Annotated in this window: 19 protein-coding genes and 1 pseudogene; 14 read left to right on the forward strand and 6 right to left on the reverse strand. The window is 39.3% G+C overall.

Annotated features, from left to right (window positions below; translation table 11 throughout):
* The first annotated feature begins 97 nt into the window (after nt 1-97).
* Nucleotides 98-1,147: an ATP-grasp domain-containing protein gene (locus tag ACGTJS_RS05500; protein ID WP_410473066.1), complete on the forward strand. Its 1,050-nt coding sequence runs from the start codon at nt 98-100 to the stop codon at nt 1,145-1,147.
* A gap of 36 nt (nt 1,148-1,183) precedes the next feature.
* Here the strand turns inward: ACGTJS_RS05500 and ACGTJS_RS05505 are convergent, their stop codons facing one another.
* Together ACGTJS_RS05505 and ACGTJS_RS05510 are read right to left on the reverse strand one after the other, a co-directional pair.
* On the reverse strand, nt 1,184-2,281 hold the full coding sequence (locus ACGTJS_RS05505; protein WP_410472852.1) for an IS4 family transposase: 1,098 nt from the start codon (nt 2,279-2,281) through the stop codon (nt 1,184-1,186).
* 405 nt (nt 2,282-2,686) lie between these two features.
* The gene (locus tag ACGTJS_RS05510; protein WP_410471537.1) at nt 2,687-3,583 is read right to left on the reverse strand and encodes an IS982 family transposase; all 897 of its coding nucleotides are present in this window, start codon (nt 3,581-3,583) and stop codon (nt 2,687-2,689) included.
* 176 nt (nt 3,584-3,759) lie between these two features.
* On the opposite strand from ACGTJS_RS05510, the gene ACGTJS_RS05515 reads away from it, so the two are divergent.
* On the forward strand, nt 3,760-4,611 hold the full coding sequence (locus ACGTJS_RS05515; protein ID WP_410473232.1) for a restriction endonuclease subunit S: 852 nt from the start codon (nt 3,760-3,762) through the stop codon (nt 4,609-4,611).
* A gap of 135 nt (nt 4,612-4,746) precedes the next feature.
* Here ACGTJS_RS05515 and ACGTJS_RS05520 read toward each other — a convergent pair whose 3' ends face one another.
* Together ACGTJS_RS05520 and ACGTJS_RS05525 are read right to left on the reverse strand one after the other, a co-directional pair.
* The gene (locus ACGTJS_RS05520) at nt 4,747-5,007 is read right to left on the reverse strand and encodes a type B 50S ribosomal protein L31 (protein ID WP_315042901.1); all 261 of its coding nucleotides are present in this window, start codon (nt 5,005-5,007) and stop codon (nt 4,747-4,749) included.
* A 213-nt stretch (nt 5,008-5,220) separates the two neighbouring features.
* Nucleotides 5,221-7,065, reverse strand: coding sequence for a M61 family metallopeptidase (locus ACGTJS_RS05525; RefSeq protein ID WP_410473067.1), 1,845 nt, complete (start codon nt 7,063-7,065; stop codon nt 5,221-5,223).
* A 190-nt stretch (nt 7,066-7,255) separates the two neighbouring features.
* Here ACGTJS_RS05525 and ACGTJS_RS05530 point away from each other — a divergent pair, with 190 nt between their 5' ends.
* From ACGTJS_RS05530 to ccmE, 3 genes are all read left to right on the forward strand, one after another.
* The gene (locus tag ACGTJS_RS05530; RefSeq protein WP_410473068.1) at nt 7,256-8,059 is read left to right on the forward strand and encodes a heme ABC transporter permease; all 804 of its coding nucleotides are present in this window, start codon (nt 7,256-7,258) and stop codon (nt 8,057-8,059) included.
* 6 nt (nt 8,060-8,065) lie between these two features.
* On the forward strand, nt 8,066-8,260 hold the full coding sequence (gene ccmD, locus ACGTJS_RS05535; protein ID WP_410473069.1) for a heme exporter protein CcmD: 195 nt from the start codon (nt 8,066-8,068) through the stop codon (nt 8,258-8,260).
* A gap of 280 nt (nt 8,261-8,540) precedes the next feature.
* Nucleotides 8,541-9,014 (forward strand): cytochrome c maturation protein CcmE, encoded by a 474-nt coding sequence (ccmE, locus tag ACGTJS_RS05540; RefSeq protein ID WP_315042916.1) that lies wholly within the window; start codon nt 8,541-8,543, stop codon nt 9,012-9,014.
* Nucleotides 9,015-9,086: 72 nt separating this feature from the next.
* Here the strand turns inward: ccmE and ACGTJS_RS05545 are convergent, their stop codons facing one another.
* Entirely contained in the window at nt 9,087-9,977 is an 891-nt protein-coding gene (locus ACGTJS_RS05545) for a LysR family transcriptional regulator (protein WP_315042906.1), read from the reverse strand.
* Between the two features lie 258 nt (nt 9,978-10,235).
* Between ACGTJS_RS05545 and ACGTJS_RS05550 the strand changes: the two genes are divergently transcribed.
* From ACGTJS_RS05550 to ACGTJS_RS05590, 9 genes and pseudogenes are all read left to right on the forward strand, one after another.
* Entirely contained in the window at nt 10,236-11,951 is a 1,716-nt protein-coding gene (locus tag ACGTJS_RS05550; RefSeq protein ID WP_315042907.1) for an AMP-binding protein, read from the forward strand.
* Nucleotides 11,952-12,021: 70 nt separating this feature from the next.
* On the forward strand, nt 12,022-13,788 hold the full coding sequence (locus ACGTJS_RS05555; protein WP_410473070.1) for an AMP-binding protein: 1,767 nt from the start codon (nt 12,022-12,024) through the stop codon (nt 13,786-13,788).
* A 133-nt stretch (nt 13,789-13,921) separates the two neighbouring features.
* On the forward strand, nt 13,922-14,818 hold the full coding sequence (locus tag ACGTJS_RS05560; RefSeq protein WP_410471537.1) for an IS982 family transposase: 897 nt from the start codon (nt 13,922-13,924) through the stop codon (nt 14,816-14,818).
* Nucleotides 14,819-14,982: 164 nt separating this feature from the next.
* Entirely contained in the window at nt 14,983-15,699 is a 717-nt protein-coding gene (gene rph / locus ACGTJS_RS05565; protein ID WP_410473071.1) for a ribonuclease PH, read from the forward strand.
* A 1-nt stretch (nt 15,700) separates the two neighbouring features.
* Nucleotides 15,701-16,180, forward strand: coding sequence for a hypothetical protein (locus ACGTJS_RS05570; RefSeq protein ID WP_410473072.1), 480 nt, complete (start codon nt 15,701-15,703; stop codon nt 16,178-16,180).
* 223 nt (nt 16,181-16,403) lie between these two features.
* On the forward strand, nt 16,404-17,462 hold the full coding sequence (recA, locus tag ACGTJS_RS05575; RefSeq protein WP_410473073.1) for a recombinase RecA: 1,059 nt from the start codon (nt 16,404-16,406) through the stop codon (nt 17,460-17,462).
* A 98-nt stretch (nt 17,463-17,560) separates the two neighbouring features.
* Complete coding sequence (gene parC, locus ACGTJS_RS05580) at nt 17,561-19,789, forward strand: DNA topoisomerase IV subunit A (protein ID WP_410473074.1); 2,229 nt, start codon at nt 17,561-17,563, stop codon at nt 19,787-19,789.
* 429 nt (nt 19,790-20,218) lie between these two features.
* A pseudogene (locus ACGTJS_RS05585) lies at nt 20,219-21,356 on the forward strand (ISAs1 family transposase).
* Between the two features lie 149 nt (nt 21,357-21,505).
* The gene (locus ACGTJS_RS05590) at nt 21,506-22,771 is read left to right on the forward strand and encodes an RNA-guided endonuclease InsQ/TnpB family protein (protein WP_410473075.1); all 1,266 of its coding nucleotides are present in this window, start codon (nt 21,506-21,508) and stop codon (nt 22,769-22,771) included.
* A gap of 50 nt (nt 22,772-22,821) precedes the next feature.
* Here ACGTJS_RS05590 and fghA read toward each other — a convergent pair whose 3' ends face one another.
* A complete protein-coding gene (gene fghA, locus ACGTJS_RS05595; protein ID WP_410473076.1) occupies nt 22,822-23,661 on the reverse strand; it encodes an S-formylglutathione hydrolase in 840 nt (279 codons plus the stop codon).
* Nucleotides 23,662-23,672 lie beyond the last annotated feature (11 nt).

A 23,672-nucleotide genomic window follows, 5' to 3' on the forward strand; every position in this document is an offset into this window, starting at 1 on the left:
CAGCCATTTTATAAAAAATATAACCAGCAAATTGTTCAACAAATTTTGTTATAATAAGCATTTATATTAAGAATTTTGTCAAAAATTTGAGAACGCCATGCCGACCACTTTTTATCTTGCCGAAGGGCAATCTAGCCAACGAGATATGTTGTTATCCTTACAACAATTAAAACCCCACCACGATATCCAAATCATCGCATCGCACCGCCATGCTCGCCCAGAGATTTTAAGCTGTGCTGATATCGCTTATCAAGAGCCATTTTATGCCGATTTAAAACCCAAAGACTATGCCGATGAACGCTGTGAATTTGTGATACAACACGCCAAAGCCCATCATGCCAAGGTGCTTTTGACAGGGCGAAACTGTGCCGACTATGAACCCCACCGAGAGAGCCTGTCGGAGTACGGTATTCGCCTTTTGACAGGGGCGAGTAGCCTTGAGATGTTAAAAAAGATTGATGACAAATTTGCCTTTACCCAACATTGCCAACAGCACAATATCCCTGTGGCGACCGCGTGGCAGTTTAACAATACTGATGAATTGCTTGTTTTGTTAAATCAACATCAAGGCGAACGGCTTTGTGTCAAACCTGTGTCAGGTATTTTTGCTCAAGGCTTTTGGAAATTAGAAGATGTGGACAGTTTTGAGCATTTGTATTTGACTGATAACAAAAAAATCGCGACCGAACAATTTGTCAATGCCTATCAAAACAGCCAAATGGTGCATGAAAAGCCCATTCCCATGCTACTAATGCCGTATTTGTCTGGGCGAGAATATTCCATTGATGTGGTGTGCGAACGTGGCGAAGTGATGGGGGCGGTTACTCGTTACAAAGAGGGCAGTGTGCAGTATCTGGGCTGTGAGGCGGACGAGATGGCGGTGGTTGTGCCGTTGATTGCGACTTTTGGCTGTGATGGTATCGTGAGCGTGCAGACCAAGGCGGACGACAGCGGACGACATCATGTGCTGGAGATTAACAGCCGTCCATCTGGCGGTATCGGCTATACGGTGCATAGTGGTGTGGATTTGGTGCAGTTGGCGTTTTTGTATTTTGGTGGTTTGATTGACAAGCCAAATTTTGAAGAGATTGCCAATCAAGTTACACCTTGTGCGGTGCGACCTTTGATGACGAGTGTTAAAATTTAAGTTTTTAAAAATTTTCTCTGCACACGACAGAAACTACTAAAACAAAGTTGATTTTCTTTTAAAACTGAGAAAATCAACCAACCTATTAAAAAAAGCAAAATCACCACACATAATAAACCATCTAAATCCATCAATCAGAAAATCTAACCCCAAAGCAAAAACACTTGACTGAGGACGACCATTAGACTTAAGGCAACGTTTATAATGACTAGGCTTATCATCAATGACCGCCAAGCCAGTCAAATAAGCCCAACAAAAGGCTAACGCATTTACCGCAACCAATTTACTCACTCTGTCTTGTTTAGTCAAATGCGTATCCTCAAGATTAAAACCACGCCCCTTTAAACAAGAAAACAGCGTTTCAATCTGCCAACGCATCGCATAAGTTGCCATAGGGTCAATATCATCAAAATCATTGGTAGCCACAATCACATAATCATTATCACTATCAAGCTTTGCCGATACCTTGACAGGACACTTATCAACAAAGAGTGTTCTAGCATGGTGATAAGTATCTTGCTGGTTTAAATTATGAAATAGTGTTTTAATTTGTACGCTTTGTCCTTGTGTATTGGTCACTTTACTGTCTTTTTTAATGCGTATGGCAAATTTAATATTTTGTTTTGTTAGCCAGTCAAACCATGCAGAACCCACAAATTCTCTATCGGCTAATACTTTTTGTATTTTATCTTTACCAAAGGTGTGAATGAATTTTTCAATGAGTTGTGTTCTCTCTAGTGTTTTTGAGTTGCCTTGTTTGTCTAGCATTGTCCAGTATAAGGGTATGGCAATGCCTTTGTGTACAACAGCTAACATGAAGATGTTGATGTTGCTTTTTCCCCATTTCCAGTTGGTACGGTCAATGGTGAGTGTGACTTTGTTTAGTCCAAATAGTTGAAAGATAAGGCGTGCTATTTGGTGTTCATTTAGGGGTGTTTGGGCGAAAAAGCGTTGTATTCTTCGGTAGTTGCTGTCATTTGTTGTGCTGTTGGTAAAGTGTCTGGCTATCTTTTTTAGGTTACTGCTTTGGGCGGTAATGATGGCTATTATCATTAGACTTAAGCAGTTGATTTTTGCCTTGTGTATTGTTAGGTTTTGCGATAAAATTCTTTTTAGTCTGATAAGGTTTGGCATGGTTTTAATTCGTCGGAAAAATTACTATTATGCCATTGTTTTATCAGACTTTTTTGTTTTTTTGTCGTGTGCAGAGGTTTTTAAATTTAAAATATTGGTATTATTTTTTCTCATTTAAGGGATTTAAAAGTGTAATTACAGGTTCAGCACAACCGCAAATTACAGCTTCTAATTTAACCTCAATTCGATATAAAAAATCATTTAACTTATTGAAAAAATATAAACAAATAAGAAACCTACAATAAAGAATGCCCCAACAGAACATTTTTTAATGTAGGCTTCTTTGTTTGATGACAATAAGCAATCAACCCTGCCAACAAATTACTCATAAACCCAACATAACTAACCTCAATTCGATATCAAAAATCATTTAACTTATTGAAAAAATATAAACAAATAAGAAACCTACAATAAAGAATACCCCAACAGGACATTTTTTAATGTAGGCTTCTTTGTTTGATGACAATAAGCAATCAACCCTGCCAACAAATTACTCATAAACCCAACATAACTACGATGCCTTGAATGCTCAATTTGACACATATTCTTTAACTCATCAAACACAGTTTCAATCAAAAAACGGCGTTTAAGCAATCGTCTATTTAACCATGAAATATCTTTAGATTTCATATTCTTTTTAACATTCGTGATTAACTCAATATCTAAATGCTCATCAAGCCAATCTGTCAATGATTTATCAATATAACCTTTATCAGCAAAGAGTTTACCAAAAACATGAGATTCACAAAGTCTTTTCACAGGTTGCCTATCATCAACATTGCCTTTGGTTACGGTTAGATTGACCAATTCACCTTTATCATTGATAATGACGTGTAGTTTAAAGCCAAAAAACCACCCCATACTGCTTTTACCTCGCTGTGCTGTTTCTGCAAATACTTTGTTGCGGTTGATACGGTGATTATCACATACGGCTAAACTGGTTGAGTCAATGTAGTTTATGCCTGTGCAGTTGTTTTGCATGAGAGATTGTAGGTAGTCACACATGGGAACTATTGCTTTTTCCATGAGTTCTACCATTCTTGTGTAGCTTGGTAGGTTTGGAAAGGCAGGTTTTAGCCATTGGGTGAGGTAGTTGTAGTAGAAGGCTTTAAATTCTCTGTATTTTATTTGGTGAAATACTACCAATATGGTGATGATTTCTGATAAACTAATACGGCATGGTTTGTTTCGTGTTTTTTTACTGCTTTTGCTCTTTTGGGTTAGCATTTTCTTCTGTTGTTCGTTTGTGTATGTTTTGCAATAGTCGTCTATGTGGCAGTATAGTGCTTCGAGGTTGTCCATGTAAGAAGTCCTTGTTAGGGTTGTTTGTGGTGAATTTACTTTAACATATTGGGCTTCTTTTTTTTAGTTTTTTCTTATGTCGAATTTAGGTTAATTTAAAAAATTATGATTTAACCTTAACTCCAAAAGCCGAACAAGAAAAAATTGCCGAGCTTTTAGACAATCATTTGGCACAGGTGGAAGAAATTAAAAACCGTTTAAACGCCATTTTACCAATTTTAAAAAAATTCCGTCAGTCGGTTTTGGCAAATGCCGTGAGTGGGAAATTGACTGGAATTGAAAGTGAAATTGATAAAATAGAGCCAATTAAGTTGGAAAAAATTATTGTAAAATCGGGTAATGGAATTGCCAAAAGAAAAGGCGAAACGGGTAAAAACGTAACGGTTTTAAGATTGGCTGATTTTAAAGACGCTGAACGCATATACGGCAATGAAAGGGAGATTATTTTAACGGAAAAAGAAATTGAACAGTATCAACTTCATCAAAATGATATTTTGGTAATTCGTGTTAATGGTAGCACTGATTTGGCAGGAAAATTTATTTTTTACAATCAAAGCGAAAAAATTGAAGCGTATTGCGACCATTTTATTAGATTTCAATTAGATATAAATCAAATTTTGCCTAAATTCTTAATTTATATTGCTAATTTTGGTGATGGTAGAAATTATTTAAAAAATAGTTTATCTACCAGTGCAGGGCAAAACACGATTAATCAAACATCAATTAAAAATTTAACTTTAAAAGTCCCAACAATCCAAGAACAAACCGAAATTGTAAAACGAGTGGAACAGCTTTTCGCCTATGCCGACAACATAGAAACCCAAATAACCAACGCCCTACAACGAGCAAACAACCTAACCCAATCAATCCTATACCAAGCCTTTACAGGAAAACTCACCGCCAACTGGCGACAACAAAACACCGACCTAATCACAGGCGAAAACAGTGCCGAAAACCTATTGGCAAAAATCCAACAGGGAAAACAAAAAGCCAAACCCAAAAAAACAACCAAAAAAATGCAAAAATAGGATAGGGGACAGGACACTACCAAAAATTTTTAAAACATCATCAAATCACCTTTTACCAAATTCCAAAACCCCAAAACCATAAAAAAACCCTTTAAACCAAATGATTTAAAGGGTTTTTTGCAAAAAGATAAATGATTATTTTTTGCCACGGCTTGCAAATGCACCAAAACGTTTGTTGAATGTCGCAACACGACCTTCGTTTTGTGCTTTACGTTGTTCACCTGTGTAAAATGGGTGAGAAGCACTTGATACGTCAAGGGCGACGTATGGGTATTCTTTGCCTTCGTATTCACGAGTGTGTTTGGTTTTGATGGTTGAACGTGTCAAAAAGTACACGTCAGCGTTGGTGTCATGGAACAATACTTCGTTGTATTCTGGGTGGATATCTGCACGCATGGTGAAGCTCTCTATATCTGCGTTCTGCCGTATGGTCTGCGGTTAGTATGGTTAGCATGATGGTTTGATTTTTTAAACAAAAGTTTATCAAAAATCGTAAAATCACCTAACAACCCAACCGATTAAAGCCAACACAGAACTGGTTAAAATAATATGTAAAAAATGAGCCAATATTCTATGTGAAATTTGCCAAAAAATCAACTTGTTTATTGATTAAAAATGCAAAAATTCCAACGATTTTTGGGCGGATAAATGCCAATTTTCTGGCTGTACAAATTGACTTTTATCGCTTGGATTAACGGTAAGCACAAGCAATTCATCACGTCTAAACACATGACACACAATCGGCTCGCCTGTGATAGTTTGTAATTTTTGCAGATGTTTTAGCTGTTTTTCGCTTGCCTTGATACCATTCATCGCCACAATCACATCATGAGCCGACAGCCCTGCGTGGCTGGCTTGACTGTTACGAATCACTCGCTGAATTTTTAAGCCCATTGGGTCATTGACGGTTTTTATCCCCCAAATCACAAGGTCAGACTGTCGTTTGACATGGACACCTTCACGGTTTAACAGCTCAAACAAGGGCAACTCGGTCGTGCCGTCAATATAATTGGCACGAAAATCTTGCCAAACATCGGCAGGCATGAGCGTTTTTATCACGCTATCAAGGTTTTCATTGTTCATACCAAAGCGTTGATTGGGCTGATTTTTTGCCATTTGATAAAAGATTTTTACAATATCAAATAAACGTTTGCCAAATTGTTTTAACGTCAAATCCAAACACAAAGCGACCAACGCCCCTTTATTATAATAACTAATGCCTGCGTTGGCGGTATTTTCATCGTTGCGATACAGTTTTAGCCATGCGTCATAGCTAGATTCGGCAACAGTTTGCAATGCTCGTCCTTGAGTTTGATAATAACGATTAATTTGTGTGTTTAATAATTTTAAATAACTGTCTTGTGAAATCACGCCACTTTTTTGAAGCATAAAATCATCAATATAACTGGTAAAACCTTCAAATACCCACAACAATGGGCTTGGGGCTTCATGGCTAAATAGTTGATTTAAATCAGCATTTAGCATAACATCAGGACGCACGGTTTTTACCCACCACGCATGAAAATATTCATGACTGCACAGTCCCAAAAAAGTTTGATAGGCTTCGCTGGGTTCTTTTTGTTCGGCAAAAGTTGGCAAATCATCACGGGGCGTTACCAAGCTAGTACTAGACAAATGTTCTAAACCGCCATACTCCGACCCAGTCGCCAAAGTCATAAAAGTATAATCGGCAAAAGGCGTATCGCCAAGCCAATTCACATAAGTTTGGCAAATTTTGCTTAAGTCATTATGTAGTCGTTCTAAATAACTGTGGTGCTGACCTGACACAAAAAAACGGTGGGGAATGCTGGTTTCTTCGTTATTTTTTTTGACAATCACATCAAGATCAAAGCTGTCTTGCACCGCAATTTCAAACGGAGAATCGGTCAAATGCTCATAATTATCCGCTCGCAACTGATAAATGGTCTGTTCTCGTTGTTGGTGCATTTTTTCGGGCAAAGCGGTGGTTAGGCTCACTTCGTTGCCATCATGATAGGCGTTGTCAAAAAACGCATTGGGGCAAATCAGCTCCACTAAAATCGGACAGCTCTCAAGCCCTGCGACCGCAACAGCAAGGGACGTAAAGTTACCGTACAAACGAGTTTGGTCAAAATAAGCGGTTCGCACCGACAAATCATAAGCATACACTTCGTAATGTAAGGTGATTTTTTCGCCTGTTTGGGCGGTGATTTGCCAATGGTTTTTGTCAATTTTTTGGCAACGTTCCACACGGTTATCACCTTTTTCATCGGTTTTATCACCAATATTTGCCGTTAAAACGGTAATATTGCGGGCAAATTCTCGAATTAAATAACTGCCTGCAATCCAAGTCGGTAGCCAAACGGTCGGATTGTCTGTGTGAGCGGTAAAAGTTAAACTCACTTCGGCAATATGTTCGTGATAACGGCTAAAATCTAGTTGATAATGCAAGGTTTGTGGTAAAGTTGGGTACATGGGTTTTCCTGATTTTCATTTTTGATATTGATGTATTGTAACGTAAAAACGCAAGCGGATATTATTTTTTTGGTGAAAAAATACAAAAAATCAAGTAGAATAAGTATTTTGTAGATATTTTTTATCAAAATAATTTTAGCAATATCACAAGACATTACATTGACACATTTACCCCAACAGGCAACACGCAATGGCAAACAATCAACTGGATAATACGGTATCATCAGCTGGCTTTTTTTCTAGGCTTTGGCAAGGTTTTTTAAAAACCGTTGGCACAAAAGAGTTTTATCGTATTTTTTCGCCTTGGGTCAAATATTTGTCCACGATTGCCTTGTTGTTGATGGGCGTGGGCGTGGTGTGGGGCTTGGGTTTTGCTCCTGCCGATTATTTACAAAAAGACAGCTATCGTATTATTTTTATCCATGTGCCGACCGCAGGGCTTGCCATGTCTATTTATTTGGGCTTGGCGATTTTGGGGGTGATTTTTTTGGTTTGGAAAGTCAAAACTGCCAATCTGGTTGCCCAAGCCATCGCACCGATTGGGTTTTTGCTGTGTGTACTAAGCCTTGTTACAGGCTCAATCTGGGCAAGACCTACATGGGGAACGTACTGGGTGTGGGACGCACGTTTGACCAGTATGCTGATTTTGGCGTTTTTGTACGCAGGCGTGATGGCGTTGTTTGCTGCCTTTGAGCATACGGCAAGCCGTGGCAAGGCGGCGGCGATTTTGTCCATCGTTGGGGCGGTGAATTTGCCGATTATCAAATATTCGGTAAACTGGTGGAATACGCTCCACCAAGGGGCGACTTTTACCGTTACCGAACGCCCAAAAATGCCCGCAGAGATGTGGATTCCGCTGTTGATTACCATGATTGGGTTTTATTTTTTGGTGGCAAGTTTGGCGATTTATCGTACCAATACCTTGATTTTAAAGCGTGAAAGCAATAAACAATGGGTGATTGATGAATGTAAACGGTTGGCAAAAAAGGGGTAAATTAATATGAATTTTCAGTTTAACAGTTTTGCAGAATTGATAAATATGAACGGTCATGGTAGCTATGTTTGGGCAAGCTATGGCATTACCTTGGTCGTGATTATTGGTCTAATTTTGTACAGTCGTGGGCAACGTGGCAGTTTGTTAAAACAAATCAACACCCAACAAGCCCGACAAACACAACGCCAACGCCAAAAATAATAAGAACCTGCATTCACAACATTACGCAGTAAAATTTTACAAGTTTTTAACAAACATTTATTTGCTTTTTCATGAAAAATGGCTAAATCTTGCTTTTTTTCGTCAAAAACTTGTTTGATAGAATAACTATCAAACTGCGTTTTTTCCTTGAAAAGCTGGCAATTTATCTCATTTTTCATTGCAAAAACGTTATGAATACAGGTTCTAACATTTTAAAAACTAAAAAGCTCGGTCAAACCTAGCCAAACATTTTAGCGATACAAAGGGTACTCTTATGGCAATGAATGCAGTTCGTCAAAAAAAATTAATGTGGGTCATCGCAACCCTTGTCGGTGCGATAATTGCGGTCGCTTTGGTGCTGTATGCCGTGCGACAACAAACTGACTATTACTATGACCCAACCGCCATCAGCGAAGGCAAAGCCCCCCAAGAAAAACGTATCCGTGCAGGTGGCATGGTGGTGCGTGGTAGCGTACAAAAAGGCGATGTTGTCAAAAAATTTGAAATCACCGACTACAAAGCCATCGTCCCTGTAGAATACGAAGGCCCGTTGCCCGACTTGTTTGCCGAAGGCTCTGGCATTGTGGCAACAGGCGAGTTAAAAGGCAAAACATTTATCGCAAGCGAAGTATTGGCAAAACACGATGAAAACTATATGCCACCTGAAGTCGCAAAATCGTTAAAAGAAGAACACCAAAAACGTGGCACAGACACCAATGGCGAACAATTTATCCCTGCAACGCCTGTGAAATAACGTTTGTAAAATTAAATAGGGCGTATGCAATATGCCCCTACTGTATTATTTTCAATCACTATAAAAATGGCTTTAACTCGGTTTTACCACCGTTTTTAACAATGCCAAAAACCCTTGTATATAAGCAAGCTCGCTACTGTCCGCTCGTGTGCCTGCGTATAATTGACAATACACGCCATCGCCCAGCGGACGGCTCACCACCCAGCCTTTTTTCTCATATTCTGCCACCACCCAATCAGGCAATGACGCTACGCCACGTTCGCTTGCTACCAGTTGAATCAGCATGGCGGTCATCTCGGTGGTGCGGATTTTGGCAGGCATGACATCGGCAGGCGACAAAAAATGTGCCATAATGTCAAGGCGTTTTTGCTCCACAGGATAGGTGATTAAGGTTTGATTGATTAAATCTATCGGCAAAATTTTACTTTTTTCGGCAAGTAAATGCGTAGGCGACAGTACCAGTCGGCTTTCATATTGAAACAAAGGCAAATACACAATGCCATCAATCGGCAATTTGCTCGCTGTAATCAACACATCAATTTCGTTATCCATCAGCATTTTGTGCGGTTCTGGCTCAAATCCTGACGAAAAATCCAAATCCACATCGCTCCATTGTTTGCGATACAAATTTAAAATCGGCATAAGCCAATCAAAACAGCTATGACACTCACTGGCAAGACGCAGTTGCCCTGTTTGTCCATGTGCTAGACGCTTGATATTGGTGGTGGTGCGAGCCACCAAAGGCAAAATCGTGTCAGCAAGTCGCAACATCTCTTTGCCTGCTGGGGTAAAACTGAGCGGACGAGAACGCCGATTTACCAATTCCACATCATAAAAACTCTCAATGTCTTTTAATTGGTGCGAAATGGCAGAAGCGGTAACGTGCAATTCTTCGGACGCACCTGCCAATGAGCCTTGCGACCGCAGAGCGACCAACATTTGTAAATGACGAAGTTCTATCATGACAAATTTTCTCCATCAATTTTTTTGATTTTTATTTGATTTTGATAAAATCTTGTATAATATGAACAATTTTAACAAAATTTGCCAAAAAAATGAATTTTTTTCAACTATAATTACCAAAAAATTAAAAAACTGACACACCAGTCGGATTTTTTAAAAAATTGCTTGTGAGTTGCTAAAATTTTTAGTAATGTAGTGTTGCACTTTATTTAAAATTTTTGTGTGTAAAATCAATGGATAAATTAAGGAAAATTTTTTATGACCGACACCGTAAAACTTGCAACCGAACACCAAAAGCCTTGGTTGGCAACCTATGAAAAGTACAATCTCAATTATAACTTGCCAATTCCTGATAACAATACCACTTTGATTGATATCTTTGAACGCAGTTTTAACAAATTTGGCGACAATGACGCTTTTGTCTGTATGGGGGCAAGGCTGACTTATCGTGAATTGGATATCAAAAGTCGTCAATTTGCCAGTTATTTACAAAGTTTAGGACTTAAAAAAGGCGATGGCGTGGCGGTCATGATGCCAAATATTTTGCAGTACCCTGTGTGTATGATTGGCGTGGTACGTGCAGGTTTGACCTTGATTAATGTCAATCCACTTTATACTGCGTCAGAGCTGGAACATCAGCTTGATGACGCTGATGCCAAAGTGTTGGTGATTTTGGAAAATTTTGCCAAAACTTATCAAGATATCGGCAAAAATTTGGTGGAACACGTGGTAGTCTGCTCTATGGGCGAGTTGATGAGTCCGTTAAAAGGCTTTATTGTCAATTTTGCGGTGCGTCATATCAAAAAAATGGTACCTGCGTGGCACATTGATGATTATACCACTTTTAAAGATGCGATTAACAGCGTATCTGCCAGTCAGTACAAACGCCCAACCGATATCAAAGGCGAAGACATCGCCGTGCTACAATACACAGGTGGTACGACAGGCGTTGCCAAAGGTGCGATGCTAACACATACCAACCTTGTGGTGAATTTGTATCAGTGTTTAGAATTTGCCCATCAAGTATTTTCTGATGATGAAATCCAAGGCGAATACAGCGTGATTGCGTTACCGCTTTATCATATTTTTTCGCTTACCGCTTGTGCGTTGTTGGGTATGCACTTAGGACTTATCGGCGTGTTAATCCCAAATCCACGAGATTTGGACGGTTTTGTCAAAGAATTGGACAAATATAAACCGATATTCTTCCCTGCGGTGAATACCTTGTTTAACGGTTTGGCACATCATGCAGGGTTTAGAGCGTTAGACCATAGTAATTTAAAGGTATCCCTTGGCGGTGGTATGTCGGTGTTGCCATCAACTGCCGAAGAGTGGAAACGTATCACAGGTACGGTGATTTTTGAAGGTTATGGCTTGTCAGAAACGTCGCCTGTTGCTACTTTAAATCCGTTAAACCAAGAAACTTTTAGCGGAAAAATCGGCGTGCCATTCCCACAAACCGATGTCAAACTGATTGACGATAACGGACGAGAAGTGGCGATGGGCGAACGTGGTGAAATCGCCATCAAAGGCCCGCAAGTCATGAAAGGCTATTGGAAACGCCCAGAAGCGACAGCCGAGACCATGACCGCAGATGGTTATTTTAAGACAGGCGATATCGGTATCATGGACGAGCAAGGCTATTTTAGAATCGTGGACCGCAAAAAAGACATGATTTTGGTATCAGGTTTTAACGTGTATCCAAACGAAGTTGAAGAAGCTTTGGCAAGCCACCCCAAAGTGCTAGAATGTGGTGTGATTGGCGTACCACATGATAAAAGTGGCGAAGTGCCAAAAGCCTATGTCGTGCGTAAAGATGTCAGCTTAAGCGAAAAAGAATTGTTAGATTATGCCAAAACCGTTTTGACAGGGTATAAACGTCCAAAATATGTCAAATTTGTGGATGAATTGCCAAAATCCAATGTCGGCAAAATCTTGCGTAAAGAAATTCGCAAATTAGAAGAACAAAGCTAATCATTTTCACAAGCAACACAATAGGGATAACTTTTATCCCTATTTTTCATTGTATCAAAAAATATCAAATATGATGGACAATCAAACCGACTGGTATCACTTTTGGCAACATTTTGCCGACACACAATCTGCCAATCCACCGCCTTGGTGGGTAACTTATGAACGTTACAAAATTCCGCCGTTTATCAATTTGCCACCTTATGATTATTCATTGGTGGATTTGTTGGAAAACAGTTTTCAACAATTTCACAAACGCACCGCCTACATTAGCGATAACCAAACTTTAACCTACAAACAACTGGATTTGCAAAGCAAAATCGTAGCGACTTATCTACAATCACAAGGCTTGACGATAGGCGAGCGAGTGGGGGTCATGTTGCCAAATTTACTGCATTATCCTGTGATTGCTTGCGGTATCATACGAGCAGGCTTGACGTTGGTGAATATCAATCCGACTTATACCCATCGTGAACTGGTACATCAACTTGCTGACAGCAGTATTAAATTTTTGTTTTTATTGGATAAATTGCAAAATAATATTGCCAAAGAATTGGATAATTTACCAAGTTTGCAACAAGTGATTATTTGCCGTGATACTGATTTTCAATCACACATTTATAGGCAAGTGATTTCGGCGGTGAATATTGGCTTTGGCGTGCAGTTGCAACAAAAAATCGCATGGTTTGGCAAACGCCAAATTCAGCGAGTGGATTTTAGCCAATTACAAAAATTAAGCCAAACTTTTATTTATCAAAAACCATCTTGTACCCTTGATGATGTGGTGCTGGTACAATACACAGGTGGCACAACAGGAACAGCAAAAGGGGCAATGCTCAGTCATGGCAATATCATCGCCAATATTTTGCAAATTGATAATCTGCTGATGTCGGCGTATGATGATGACTTGGATAATGATATTTTGCTGACCGCCTTGCCTTTGTATCATGTCTTTGCGTTTAGTATTTGTTGTATGTTATTGATTTATCGTGGTTTTTGCGGATTGTTGGTTGCCAATCCGAGCCATATTCAAAATATCATTACCGCCATTAAACATCACCCACCAAGTTTTATTTTGGGGGTGAATACCTTGTTTCACGGTTTGTTAAAACAACGCAGTTTTCGCAGTTTGGATTTTTCGGCATTAAAGGCAAGTATTGGCGGTGGTATGGCGATTTTGCCAAAGACCGCTCACACTTGGCAATATGTGACTGGCACGCCGATTGTGGAGGGTTATGGGCTGTCCGAAACCGCTCCAATTGTTACGTTTAATCCTTTGACGATTGCCCATTTTACCAATAAAATCGGCATTCCCACGCCTTTGACCGATGTCAAAATCGTTGATGAAAATCAGCAAAAAGTAGCGATTGGCGAACGTGGCGAAATCGTTGTTAAAGGCCCACAAGTGATGATAGGCTACCAAAATTTGCCCGAAGAAACCAAACAAGTTTTTACCCATGATGGTTATCTTACCACAGGCGACATTGGCATTATGGACAATTATGGCTTTATCAAAGTGGTGGACCGCAAAAAAGACATGATTTTGGTGTCAGGATTTAGCGTATATCCCAACGAGATAGAAACGGTGATGTGTGAACACCCTGATGTGCTAGAATGCGTGGCGATTGGCGTGCCAAGTGTAGAGCGTGGCGAAGAGCCAAAAATTTTTGTGGTAAGTCGCAATCCACACTTGACCGAGCAGGATTTGTTGGATTTTGGCAAACAAAATTTGACAGGTTATAAACGCCCACGTCATGTCGCATTTTTGGAAGATTTGCCAAAATCGGCTGTTGGCAAAGTGCTAAGAACCGAATTGCGAAAGCGAGAAGGCTTAGCATAACCCACGCTACCACAGTGCAATGCGTAACTTCTAGTTATTTTAACCTGAATTCGACATAAGAAAAAACTAAAAAAAAGAAGCCCAATATGTTAAAGTAAATTCACCACAAACAACCCTAACAAGGACTTCTTACATGGACAACCTCGAAGCACTATACTGCCACATAGACGACTATTGCAAAACATACACAAACGAACAACAGAAGAAAATGCTAACCCAAAAGAGCAAAAGCAGTAAAAAAACACGAAACAAACCATGCCGTATTAGTTTATCAGAAATCATCACCATATTGGTAGTATTTCACCAAATAAAATACAGAGAATTTAAAGCCTTCTACTACAACTACCTCACCCAATGGCTAAAACCTGCCTTTCCAAACCTACCAAGCTACACAAGAATGGTAGAACTCATGGAAAAAGCAATAGTTCCCATGTGTGACTACCTACAATCTCTCATGCAAAACAACTGCACAGGCATAAACTACATTGACTCAACCAGTTTAGCCGTATGTGATAATCACCGTATCAACCGCAACAAAGTATTTGCAGAAACAGCACAGCGAGGTAAAAGCAGTATGGGGTGGTTTTTTGGCTTTAAACTACACGTCATTATCAATGATAAAGGTGAATTGGTCAATCTAACCGTAACCAAAGGCAATGTTGATGATAGGCAACCTGTGAAAAGACTTTGTGAATCTCATGTTTTTGGTAAACTCTTTGCTGATAAAGGTTATATTGATAAATCATTGACAGATTGGCTTGATGAGCATTTAGATATTGAGTTAATCACGAATGTTAAAAAGAATATGAAATCTAAAGATATTTCATGGTTAAATAGACGATTGCTTAAACGCCGTTTTTTGATTGAAACTGTGTTTGATGAGTTAAAGAATATGTGTCAAATTGAGCATTCAAGGCATCGTAGTTATGTTGGGTTTATGAGTAATTTGTTGGCAGGGTTGATTGCTTATTGTCATCAAACAAAGAAGCCTACATTAAAAAATGTCCTGTTGGGGTATTCTTTATTGTAGGTTTCTTATTTGTTTATATTTTTTCAATAAGTTAAATGATTTTTTATATCGAATTGAGGTTATTTTAACTTTTTCGTTTACGTTTTTTACTTGTCAAAAACAATTTAGCAAGGTAGTATAGGCGAGGTTTATTTTTTATATTTTTAAAATCTTTGAGGAAAATCATGCGTAACGACAACCGTGAAAATCACCAATTACGCCCCATCAGCTTTCAACGCAACTACACTAAACACGCCGAAGGCTCAGTACTCGTCTGCTATGGCGACACCAAAGTTCTTTGCACCGCAAGTGTAGAAACTCAAGTCCCACGATGGCTCAAAGGCACAGGCAAAGGCTGGATTACCGCCGAATACGGTATGTTGCCACGAGCCACGCACGAACGCACCCAACGTGAAGCCGCCAAAGGCAAACAATCTGGACGCACCCAAGAAATTCAGCGTCTTATCGGTCGTAGTCTGCGTGCGATGGTGGATTTGGAAAAATTGGGTGAAAACACCATTCACATTGACTGCGATGTCATTCAAGCCGATGGCGGTACTCGCACCGCAAGCATTACAGGGGCGGCGGTGGCGTTGGTTGATGCCTTAGAAAAACTGCAAGCCAACAAAAAACTTAAAGCTGACCCATTGGTCGGTTTGGTGTCTGCTGTGTCGGTTGGCATCAAAAATGGCGAAGTGTTGCTAGATTTAAATTATGAAGAAGATTCTAGCTGTGATACCGATTTGAATGTGGTGATGACCCAAAAAGGCGAATTTATTGAAATTCAAGGCACAGCCGAAGAAAAACCGTTTACCAGAGCCCAAGCGGACGAAATGTTAGCCGTTGCTGAGCAAGGCATTAAGCAGTTGATTTCGGCACAACAAACAGTTTTGGGTTGGTAATATGCTCACCGTTACCGAAAATGGCGTAAAAATCGTCCTAGAAGCCAATGCTTCTGCCAATCCACTATTACTGCTTATCATGGCAACGGCGATTTTGCTGTTTATGGTCGGCGTGGCATTGGCGTGGGGTTTTTTATCGGTGCGAGCGAGCATTGGAGCGTTGGCGGTGATTGCGGTAATGTCGTATATTTGGCGATATGTCAAACAAAAAAGCGAAATCCCAGTGATTACAGGCGGACAGGTGTTGTTGTCCGCTTATCGCATTGAGCATCAGGGTTTGACTGGCAAAAAAGTGTATCAAATTCAAGCGGATGATGTCATTCAAATTCATCAAAATCATTTGATGATTTTGTCAAAAAACAAGCCAAAACTTGTCATCACAGGCTTTAGCCAAAATCAACACATCGCCATTAGCCAATCGGTTTTGCAAGGCAAACAAATCCAAACTCAAGGCAAAGCAATAAAAATGCAAAGCAATTAAAAATTCAAGAACAATACGTCATCATCTGTCGTATTGTTACGATTTCCCCCTTTTTTTTCTGTCAAAATTTGCTATCATAGGCACATCAAGTTAAACAATTCAATAATTCAAATTTTTAATTAATATCAAAAATCGGACAATTTGTAGGGGAGTATTGCATACGCCCAAAAATGCAAAGTATGATTTTTAATTTAATTGATTATAATTGTAAAGGAAATTCATTATGAATGAAGATAAAGAAAAAGCCCTCACCGCAGCACTAGCCCAAATTGAAAAAGCCTATGGCAAAAACACCATCATGCGTCTTGGTGATGAATCCGCTCGCCAATTGGTAGACGTGATACCAACAGGCTCGCTAGGGATAGACATTGCATTGGGGATTGGTGGTTTACCAAAAGGGCGTATCGTAGAGATTTATGGACCTGAAAGCTCTGGTAAAACTACCTTAACGCTACAGACCATCGCCCAATGCCAAAAACAAGGCGGTACGTGTGCGTTCATTGACGCAGAACACGCCCTTGACCCTGTATATGCCAAAAAATTGGGCGTAGATGTAGACAATCTTTTGGTAACACAGCCAGATAACGGTGAACAAGCCCTTGAAATCGCTGATATGCTGGTGCGTTCGGGTGCGGTGGACATGATTGTGGTGGACTCGGTGGCGGCACTGACCCCAAAAGCCGAAATTGAAGGCGAAATGGGCGACAGCCACATGGGTCTACACGCTCGTCTGATGAGCCAAGCCTTGCGTAAAATCACAGGTAACGCCAAACGCTCAAACTGCATGGTGGTGTTTATTAACCAGTTGCGTATGAAAATTGGCGTAACTTTTGGTAGTCCAGAGACCACCACAGGCGGTAATGCGTTAAAATTTTATGCGTCGGTGCGGATTGACATTCGCCGAATTGGTTCGGTAAAAGATGGCGATAATATCATCGGTAACGAAACCAAAGTCAAAGTCATCAAAAACAAACTTGCACCACCATTTAAAGAAACCAAATTTGATATTTTATACGGCCAAGGCAGTAACTTTTTGGGTGAAGTGCTTGATTTTGCAGTAGATTTGAACTTTGTCAAAAAATCAGGTGCGTGGTACAGCTACAATGATGGCAAAATCGGACAAGGTCGTATTAAGGCGATTACCTTTTTGGAGGAAAATCCACAAATAGCCCAAGAGCTTGAAGCCAAAGTACGAGAAGCCAAATTGGGCAACTTAGACGATTTACTTGTTCATCATGATGACGACAGCCACGAAGAAATGCCAGAAGAAGTGGAAGAGTAATTCTGTGTATCAAATGATACATGATGATAAATGTAATACATACCAAAAGCATAAGTGATTGAATTTCTTGTGCTTTTGTTTTTTTAAAAGTATAAAATATGACAGAAATTTCAAAAAACCACGATTTACAAACTCGCTCTATTGCCGAATTTACCGAAAATGCCTACCTAAATTACGCCATGTACGTCATCATGGACAGAGCCTTGCCCCACGTTGCGGACGGCTTAAAGCCTGTGCAACGCCGTATCGTCTATGCCATGAGCGAATTGGGCTTAAAAAACACCGCCAAACCAAAAAAATCCGCCCGTACTATCGGCGATGTTATCGGTAAATACCACCCGCATGGCGACAGTGCCTGTTACGAAGCGATGGTGCTGATGAGCCAGCCATTTAGCTACCGTTATCCATTAATTAGCGGTCAAGGCAACTTTGGTTCGCCAGACGACCCAAAATCGTTCGCCGCCATGCGTTACACCGAAGCCAAATTGTCAAATTATGCCAATTCTTTATTAGCCGAACTTGGACAAGGTACGGTGGATTGGCAAGACAATTTTGACGGTACATTAAGCGAGCCTGTAACCTTGCCTGCACGTTTGCCCAATATTTTGTTAAACGGTACGACAGGCATTGCTGTGGGTATGGCGACCGACATCCCACCGCACAATCTCAACGAAGTGGTAAAAGGCTGTATCGCTTTGTTAAAAAATCCTGAAATGTCTGATAAGCAATTATTAAAATACATTCCTGCTCCAGACTTGCCAACCAATGCCGAAATCATCTCTACAAGCGAAGATTTGTACGCCATGTACAGCACAGGGCGTGGTAGTTACAAAATGCGAGCGACTTATTATGTTGATGAAAAAGAAAAAAATCTAGTTATTATCAATGCCTTGCCTTATCAAACGTCTGGTAAAAAAGTCATTGAACAAATCGCCCAGCTTATCATTAACAAAAAATTGCCTTGGGTGGTGGATATTCATGATGAATCCGACCACGAAAACCCTTGCCGTATTGTGCTAGAACTGCGTTCTAACCGTGTGGACATTGACAAGGTGATGAGCCATTTATTTGCCACCACCGACCTTGAAACCAGTTTTCGTGTTAATCTGAACATGATAGGCACAAACGGCAAACCGCAAGTAAAACCGCTAAAAACCATTTTGACCGAATGGCTATCGGTTCGCCGAGATACGGTCATTCGCCGTTTAAATTTTCGCTTAAATAAAATCAACGACAGACTGCATATTATCGCAGGTTTGCTTGTGGCGTATTTGCACATTGACGAAGTCATTCGCATTATTCGTGAAGAAGACGACCCAAAACACGAGCTGATGAGCCGTTACGCTTTGACCGACATTCAAGCCAATGCGATTTTGGACATTCGTTTGCGTCAATTGGCAAAATTAGAAGAAATTGAGCTCAATGCCGAACGTGATGAATTGCAACAAGAAAAAGAAAAAATTGAAAATTATTTAAAAAATCCTGAACAATTAACCAATCTGATGATTGAAGAATTGACAGCCGACATGAAAGAGCATGGCGACAAACGCCAATCGCCAATCGTGGAACGTGAGCAAGCCGTTGCCATTACCGAAAGCGACTTGACCCCAAGCGAAGCGGTAACGGTTGTTGTATCGCAAGCTGGCTTTATCCGATCGGCAAAAGGGCATGACATAGACCCAACGACTATGAGCTACCGATCGGGCGACAATTATCTCACCCACGCACAGGGCAAATCCAACGAAAAAGTCTATTTGCTAGATAGCACAGGGCGTAGCTACCGCCTTGATGTGCATGGCTTGCCGTCCGCTCGTGGACAGGGTGAGCCTTTGACAAGCCTGCTAAAACCGCCAAGTGGGGCAAGTTTTGTCAAAGCAATTATGGGGGCTGATGACGGCAAAATTATTTTGGCAAGTTCTCAAGGTTATGGTTTTGTCAATCAAATTGGCGAATTGGAAACCAACCAAAAAGCAGGCAAAAATATCATTAATTTTGACGAAAAAGCTGAATTAATAACGCACCAAATCGCTGAAAATGATACGCTCGTGGCGGTGGTGAATTCGTCTGGGTATTTGCTTGTGTATCCGCTTGCTGACTTGCCAATGATGAAAAAAGGTAAAGGCAATAAGCTGATTGATTTGAAAAATGATGAAACGGTGGTGGCGATTACCACGTTAAAAGATGGTGATAATTTGGCGGTTATGGCTGGTAAACGCACGATTACGCTCAAAGTTGATGATGTGAAAAACTTTATGGGTAATCGTGGGCGACGTGGGGGGCTGTTGCCGAAAGGGTTTCAGAAAGTGAGTGGGGTGGAGAAAATTTAGTGGAAACAAAATTGGAGTTTGAGTATATTCGTTATGGCAATCGTTAGTATGACATTCAAAAAAGGGTGATGAAAAAGCCTTAACGATTGAAACCGATAAACATTTGGTAGAAGATTTTACCAAAGTTTGTCAAAGCCAACGTTTAAGCATTAATGAAGTCATTAGCCAATTTATGCAATCTTATATAAGACAATTTAATACAATCTAAAATGAAATGATTTGCCAAAATTTTACAAACAATAACATCATACAGAAATTTTAGTGATAGTAAAAAATCTCCAAATGGAAATTTTAAAAACTGACACTATTTTCATCAAGTATAATTTAACTTCATTTAAATAACAGGGCAAAATCAAACTTAATAAAATAAAGTTTACAAATTGTCAAAAAGACAAAAAACTCATAAAATACTTCTAAAAAGGAGAACCCATGAGCTTTATAGAACATTTCAGTATCATCGAAGATCGAAGACCGAAGAACAGACATCAACATCAAACACAGACTAATAGACATACTATTTTTAACACTATGTGGCATATTATCTGGAGCAGAAGGCTGGGAAGAAATTAGCGAATTTGGCAAACAAAAACAAACATGGCTAAAAAAATTTTTGGGCTACGACAAGGGCATCCCATCCGCCTCAACCATAAAACGAGTAATAAGCCTAATTGAAGCTGAAACATTACTAAACAGCTACATCAACTGGATAAACAGTATCAGAGAACAACAAGACCTAACCATCATCGCCATTGATGGCAAAACCTTAAAACAAAGCTACCAAAACAGTGATGACAAACTAACCGCCCTCCACTCAATCAGTGCCTATGCCACCGAAGAAGGAATCACATTAACACTAACAGACTCAAAAACCAAAACAAATGAAATACAAGGCGTACTTGAACTAATTGAAATATTAGAACTCAAAAGCACAATCATTACCGCAGATGCCATGAGTTGCAACAAAAAAATAACCAAAGCCATTACGGATAAACAAGGAGACTACGTTTTACAGCTAAAAGCCACTCAAAGTAAACTACTAGCAGAAGTCAAAGCCTACTTTCACAAAATACGCCGAGATGAACCAAACTTAATTGAACAAGGCTATCATGAAAACATTGATGCAGGGCATGGACTGATTGAAACAAGACAATGTACACAATTGGCTATTAGTGACTGGATTGAGAATGCTAAAGAATGGACAAATCTAAACAGTATCATTGAGATTGTCAGAATCAGACATGATAAAAAAACAGGTGAACAGACGACCCAAACTGCGTATTACATTAGCTCATTATCTATTAATTCAGAACAGCTTAATTATGTTATCAAACGACATTGGGCGATTGAAAATAGTTTACATTATGTGCTTGATGTGACTTTTAAAGAAGATAGCTGTCGTATTCGTGAGCAACAAGCGACTAAGAATATGGCTTTGTTTAGAAGGGCTTCGGTGTCTTTAATTAAGTCTTCAGGTATCAAGGGTAGTGTTAAGTCTATTGTTAAGCGTTGTGGTTGGAATCATGATATTCTTGAGCAAGTTGTATTCGGTAAAACTTTTGTTGGGTAAGTTTGATTTTGCCCTGATTTAAATAACAGAAAACCACGGAAAATACTTGTAAAAATTTCCATATTTTGACATGATAAATAATCATTACCAAATCATCAGTTATTGAATGAAATACAAAATATCCGAAATTGCAGGACAAATAAACCACCATGTACTTAACCCACACAATCCGCATTAAGATGGCACACAAGCATTACAAAATGCTTGATAACTATGCGTTTTTGTGCAAAAACTTATTCAATGTGGCAACCTATCACAATAGACAAGCAGTTATCACCAATAACAAAACACCAACCGCCTTCAATCTCATCAATCAATTAACCAAAACTAAACAACAAGATTACAAAGCCATTCCTGCTAAAGTTGCACAGCAAGCCATCAAACAAGTTTACCAAAACTTTGGGTCTTTTTGGGCGGTTATTAAATCTTACCACAAAGACAAAAGTAAATTTTTAGGTCGTCCTAAATTACCAAAATATTTAAACAAAACCAAAGGGCGAGCCAATATTATTTTTACCAAACAGGCTATATCAAAACGTGATTTAAATAAAGGCATATTAACCCTTTCAAGCTATTTTGATACGCCCTTGTCTTTTGATTTGGGTAAATTAAGCGATGTGATTACTTTTGAAAGTTTACAAGAAGTCAAAGTCGTTAAAATTGCCAATGGTTATGACATCAAAATCACTTATAAAACCCATGAACCTAGTTTAAAACAAAACAACAATCGTTATTTAGCGGTGGATTTAGGCTTAAATAATCTTTTAACGGTTGTGAGTAATACGAACGATACACCTTTTATTATAACAGGCAAAACCGTTAAATCCACCAATCAATTTTTTAATAAAATTAAAGCAAAATTAACATCAACCAAAGACAAATTAAAAAATAAAGCGGTCGCACAAAAACATTTTATAAACAAAAAATTAAGTCAGTTATCAGCCAAACGCAACAATCAAATTAATGATTATTTGCATAAAGCAAGCCATTATCTTATCAACCACGCAGTTGCCAATGAGATAACAACAATTGTTATCGGTCATAATAAAGATTGGAAACAAGGGATAAATATTGGTAAAAGAAACAATCAAAGTTTTGTCAGCGTGCCTTTTGCAAGATTGGTACAAATGGTACAGTATAAAGCTAAATTACAAGGCATTGATGTGATTGTTACTGAAGAAAGTTATACAAGTAAATGTAGCTTTTTGGATAATGAACCATTACAAAAACACACAAGTTATCAAGGCAAACGCATCAAACGTGGGCTTTTTGAATCAAGCAATAACACACTTATCAATGCTGATGTCAATGGTGCTTACAATATTTTAAGAAAAGTAATTGGGAATTTTAAGTTTGACCCAATAGTGGTGTGTAGTACGCCTAAGATGATTAACCCTTTAAAGGCTAATCCTTGAACTTAAATTTCCGTATTTTTCCGTGGAATTTGGAACTATTGTCTATCTGTTTAATTCTCCAAAGCCTTGGCATGATGTTCAAAATGGTCTTTGATAAAGCTTGCAATAAAATAATAACTATGGTCGTAGCCTTCATGTAGTCTTAAAGTGATGGGGTAATTCACTAATTTAGCAGATTTTTCAAACAATTGAGGTTTTAGCTGTTCCATCAAAAATTCATCTGCCTTGCCTTGGTCAATTAAAATTGGCAAATGCTTTCGTTTAGCCGATTGTTTCATCCACTCCAGACTATCATAATTTGCCCAAAGTCTTTTATCTTCACCTAAATATGCACTAAAAGCTTTGTGCCCCCAAGGTACTTGAGAAGGAGCAACAATCGGCGAAAAGGCGGAAATGCTAGTGTATCTATCAACATTTCTTAGCCCAACCAATAAAGCCCCATGCCCGCCCATGCTATGTCCAAAAATGCCACGTTTATCATTGGTAGGGAAATTTTTCTCAATTAAATCGGGTAATTCATCAACAATATAGTCATACATTTGAAAATGCGTTGCCCAAGGCTCTTGGGTCGCATTGACATAAAATCCTGCCCCTTGTCCCAAATCATAAGCACTGTCATTTGCCACATTTTCTCCACGTGGACTGGTATCAGGCGACACCACAATGATATTGTACTGACTGGCAAACTGCTGAAATCCTGATTTGGTGATAAAATTTTGCTCGTTACACGTCAAGCCCGATAGCCAATACAATACAGGACACGCTTCGCCTACAATGGCTTTAGGTGGTAAATATATGCCAAATTTCATTGGTATGTGGGTTGTGGTGCTGTCATGTTGCCATACTTCTTGGCGACCAGCAAAACTTTGGTGCGATTCGATACGTTGCATTTTTTTCTCCC

The sequence above is a fragment of the Faucicola mancuniensis genome, from assembly GCF_046523945.1.
GTDB classification, from domain to species: Bacteria; Pseudomonadota; Gammaproteobacteria; order Pseudomonadales; family Moraxellaceae; genus Faucicola; species Faucicola mancuniensis.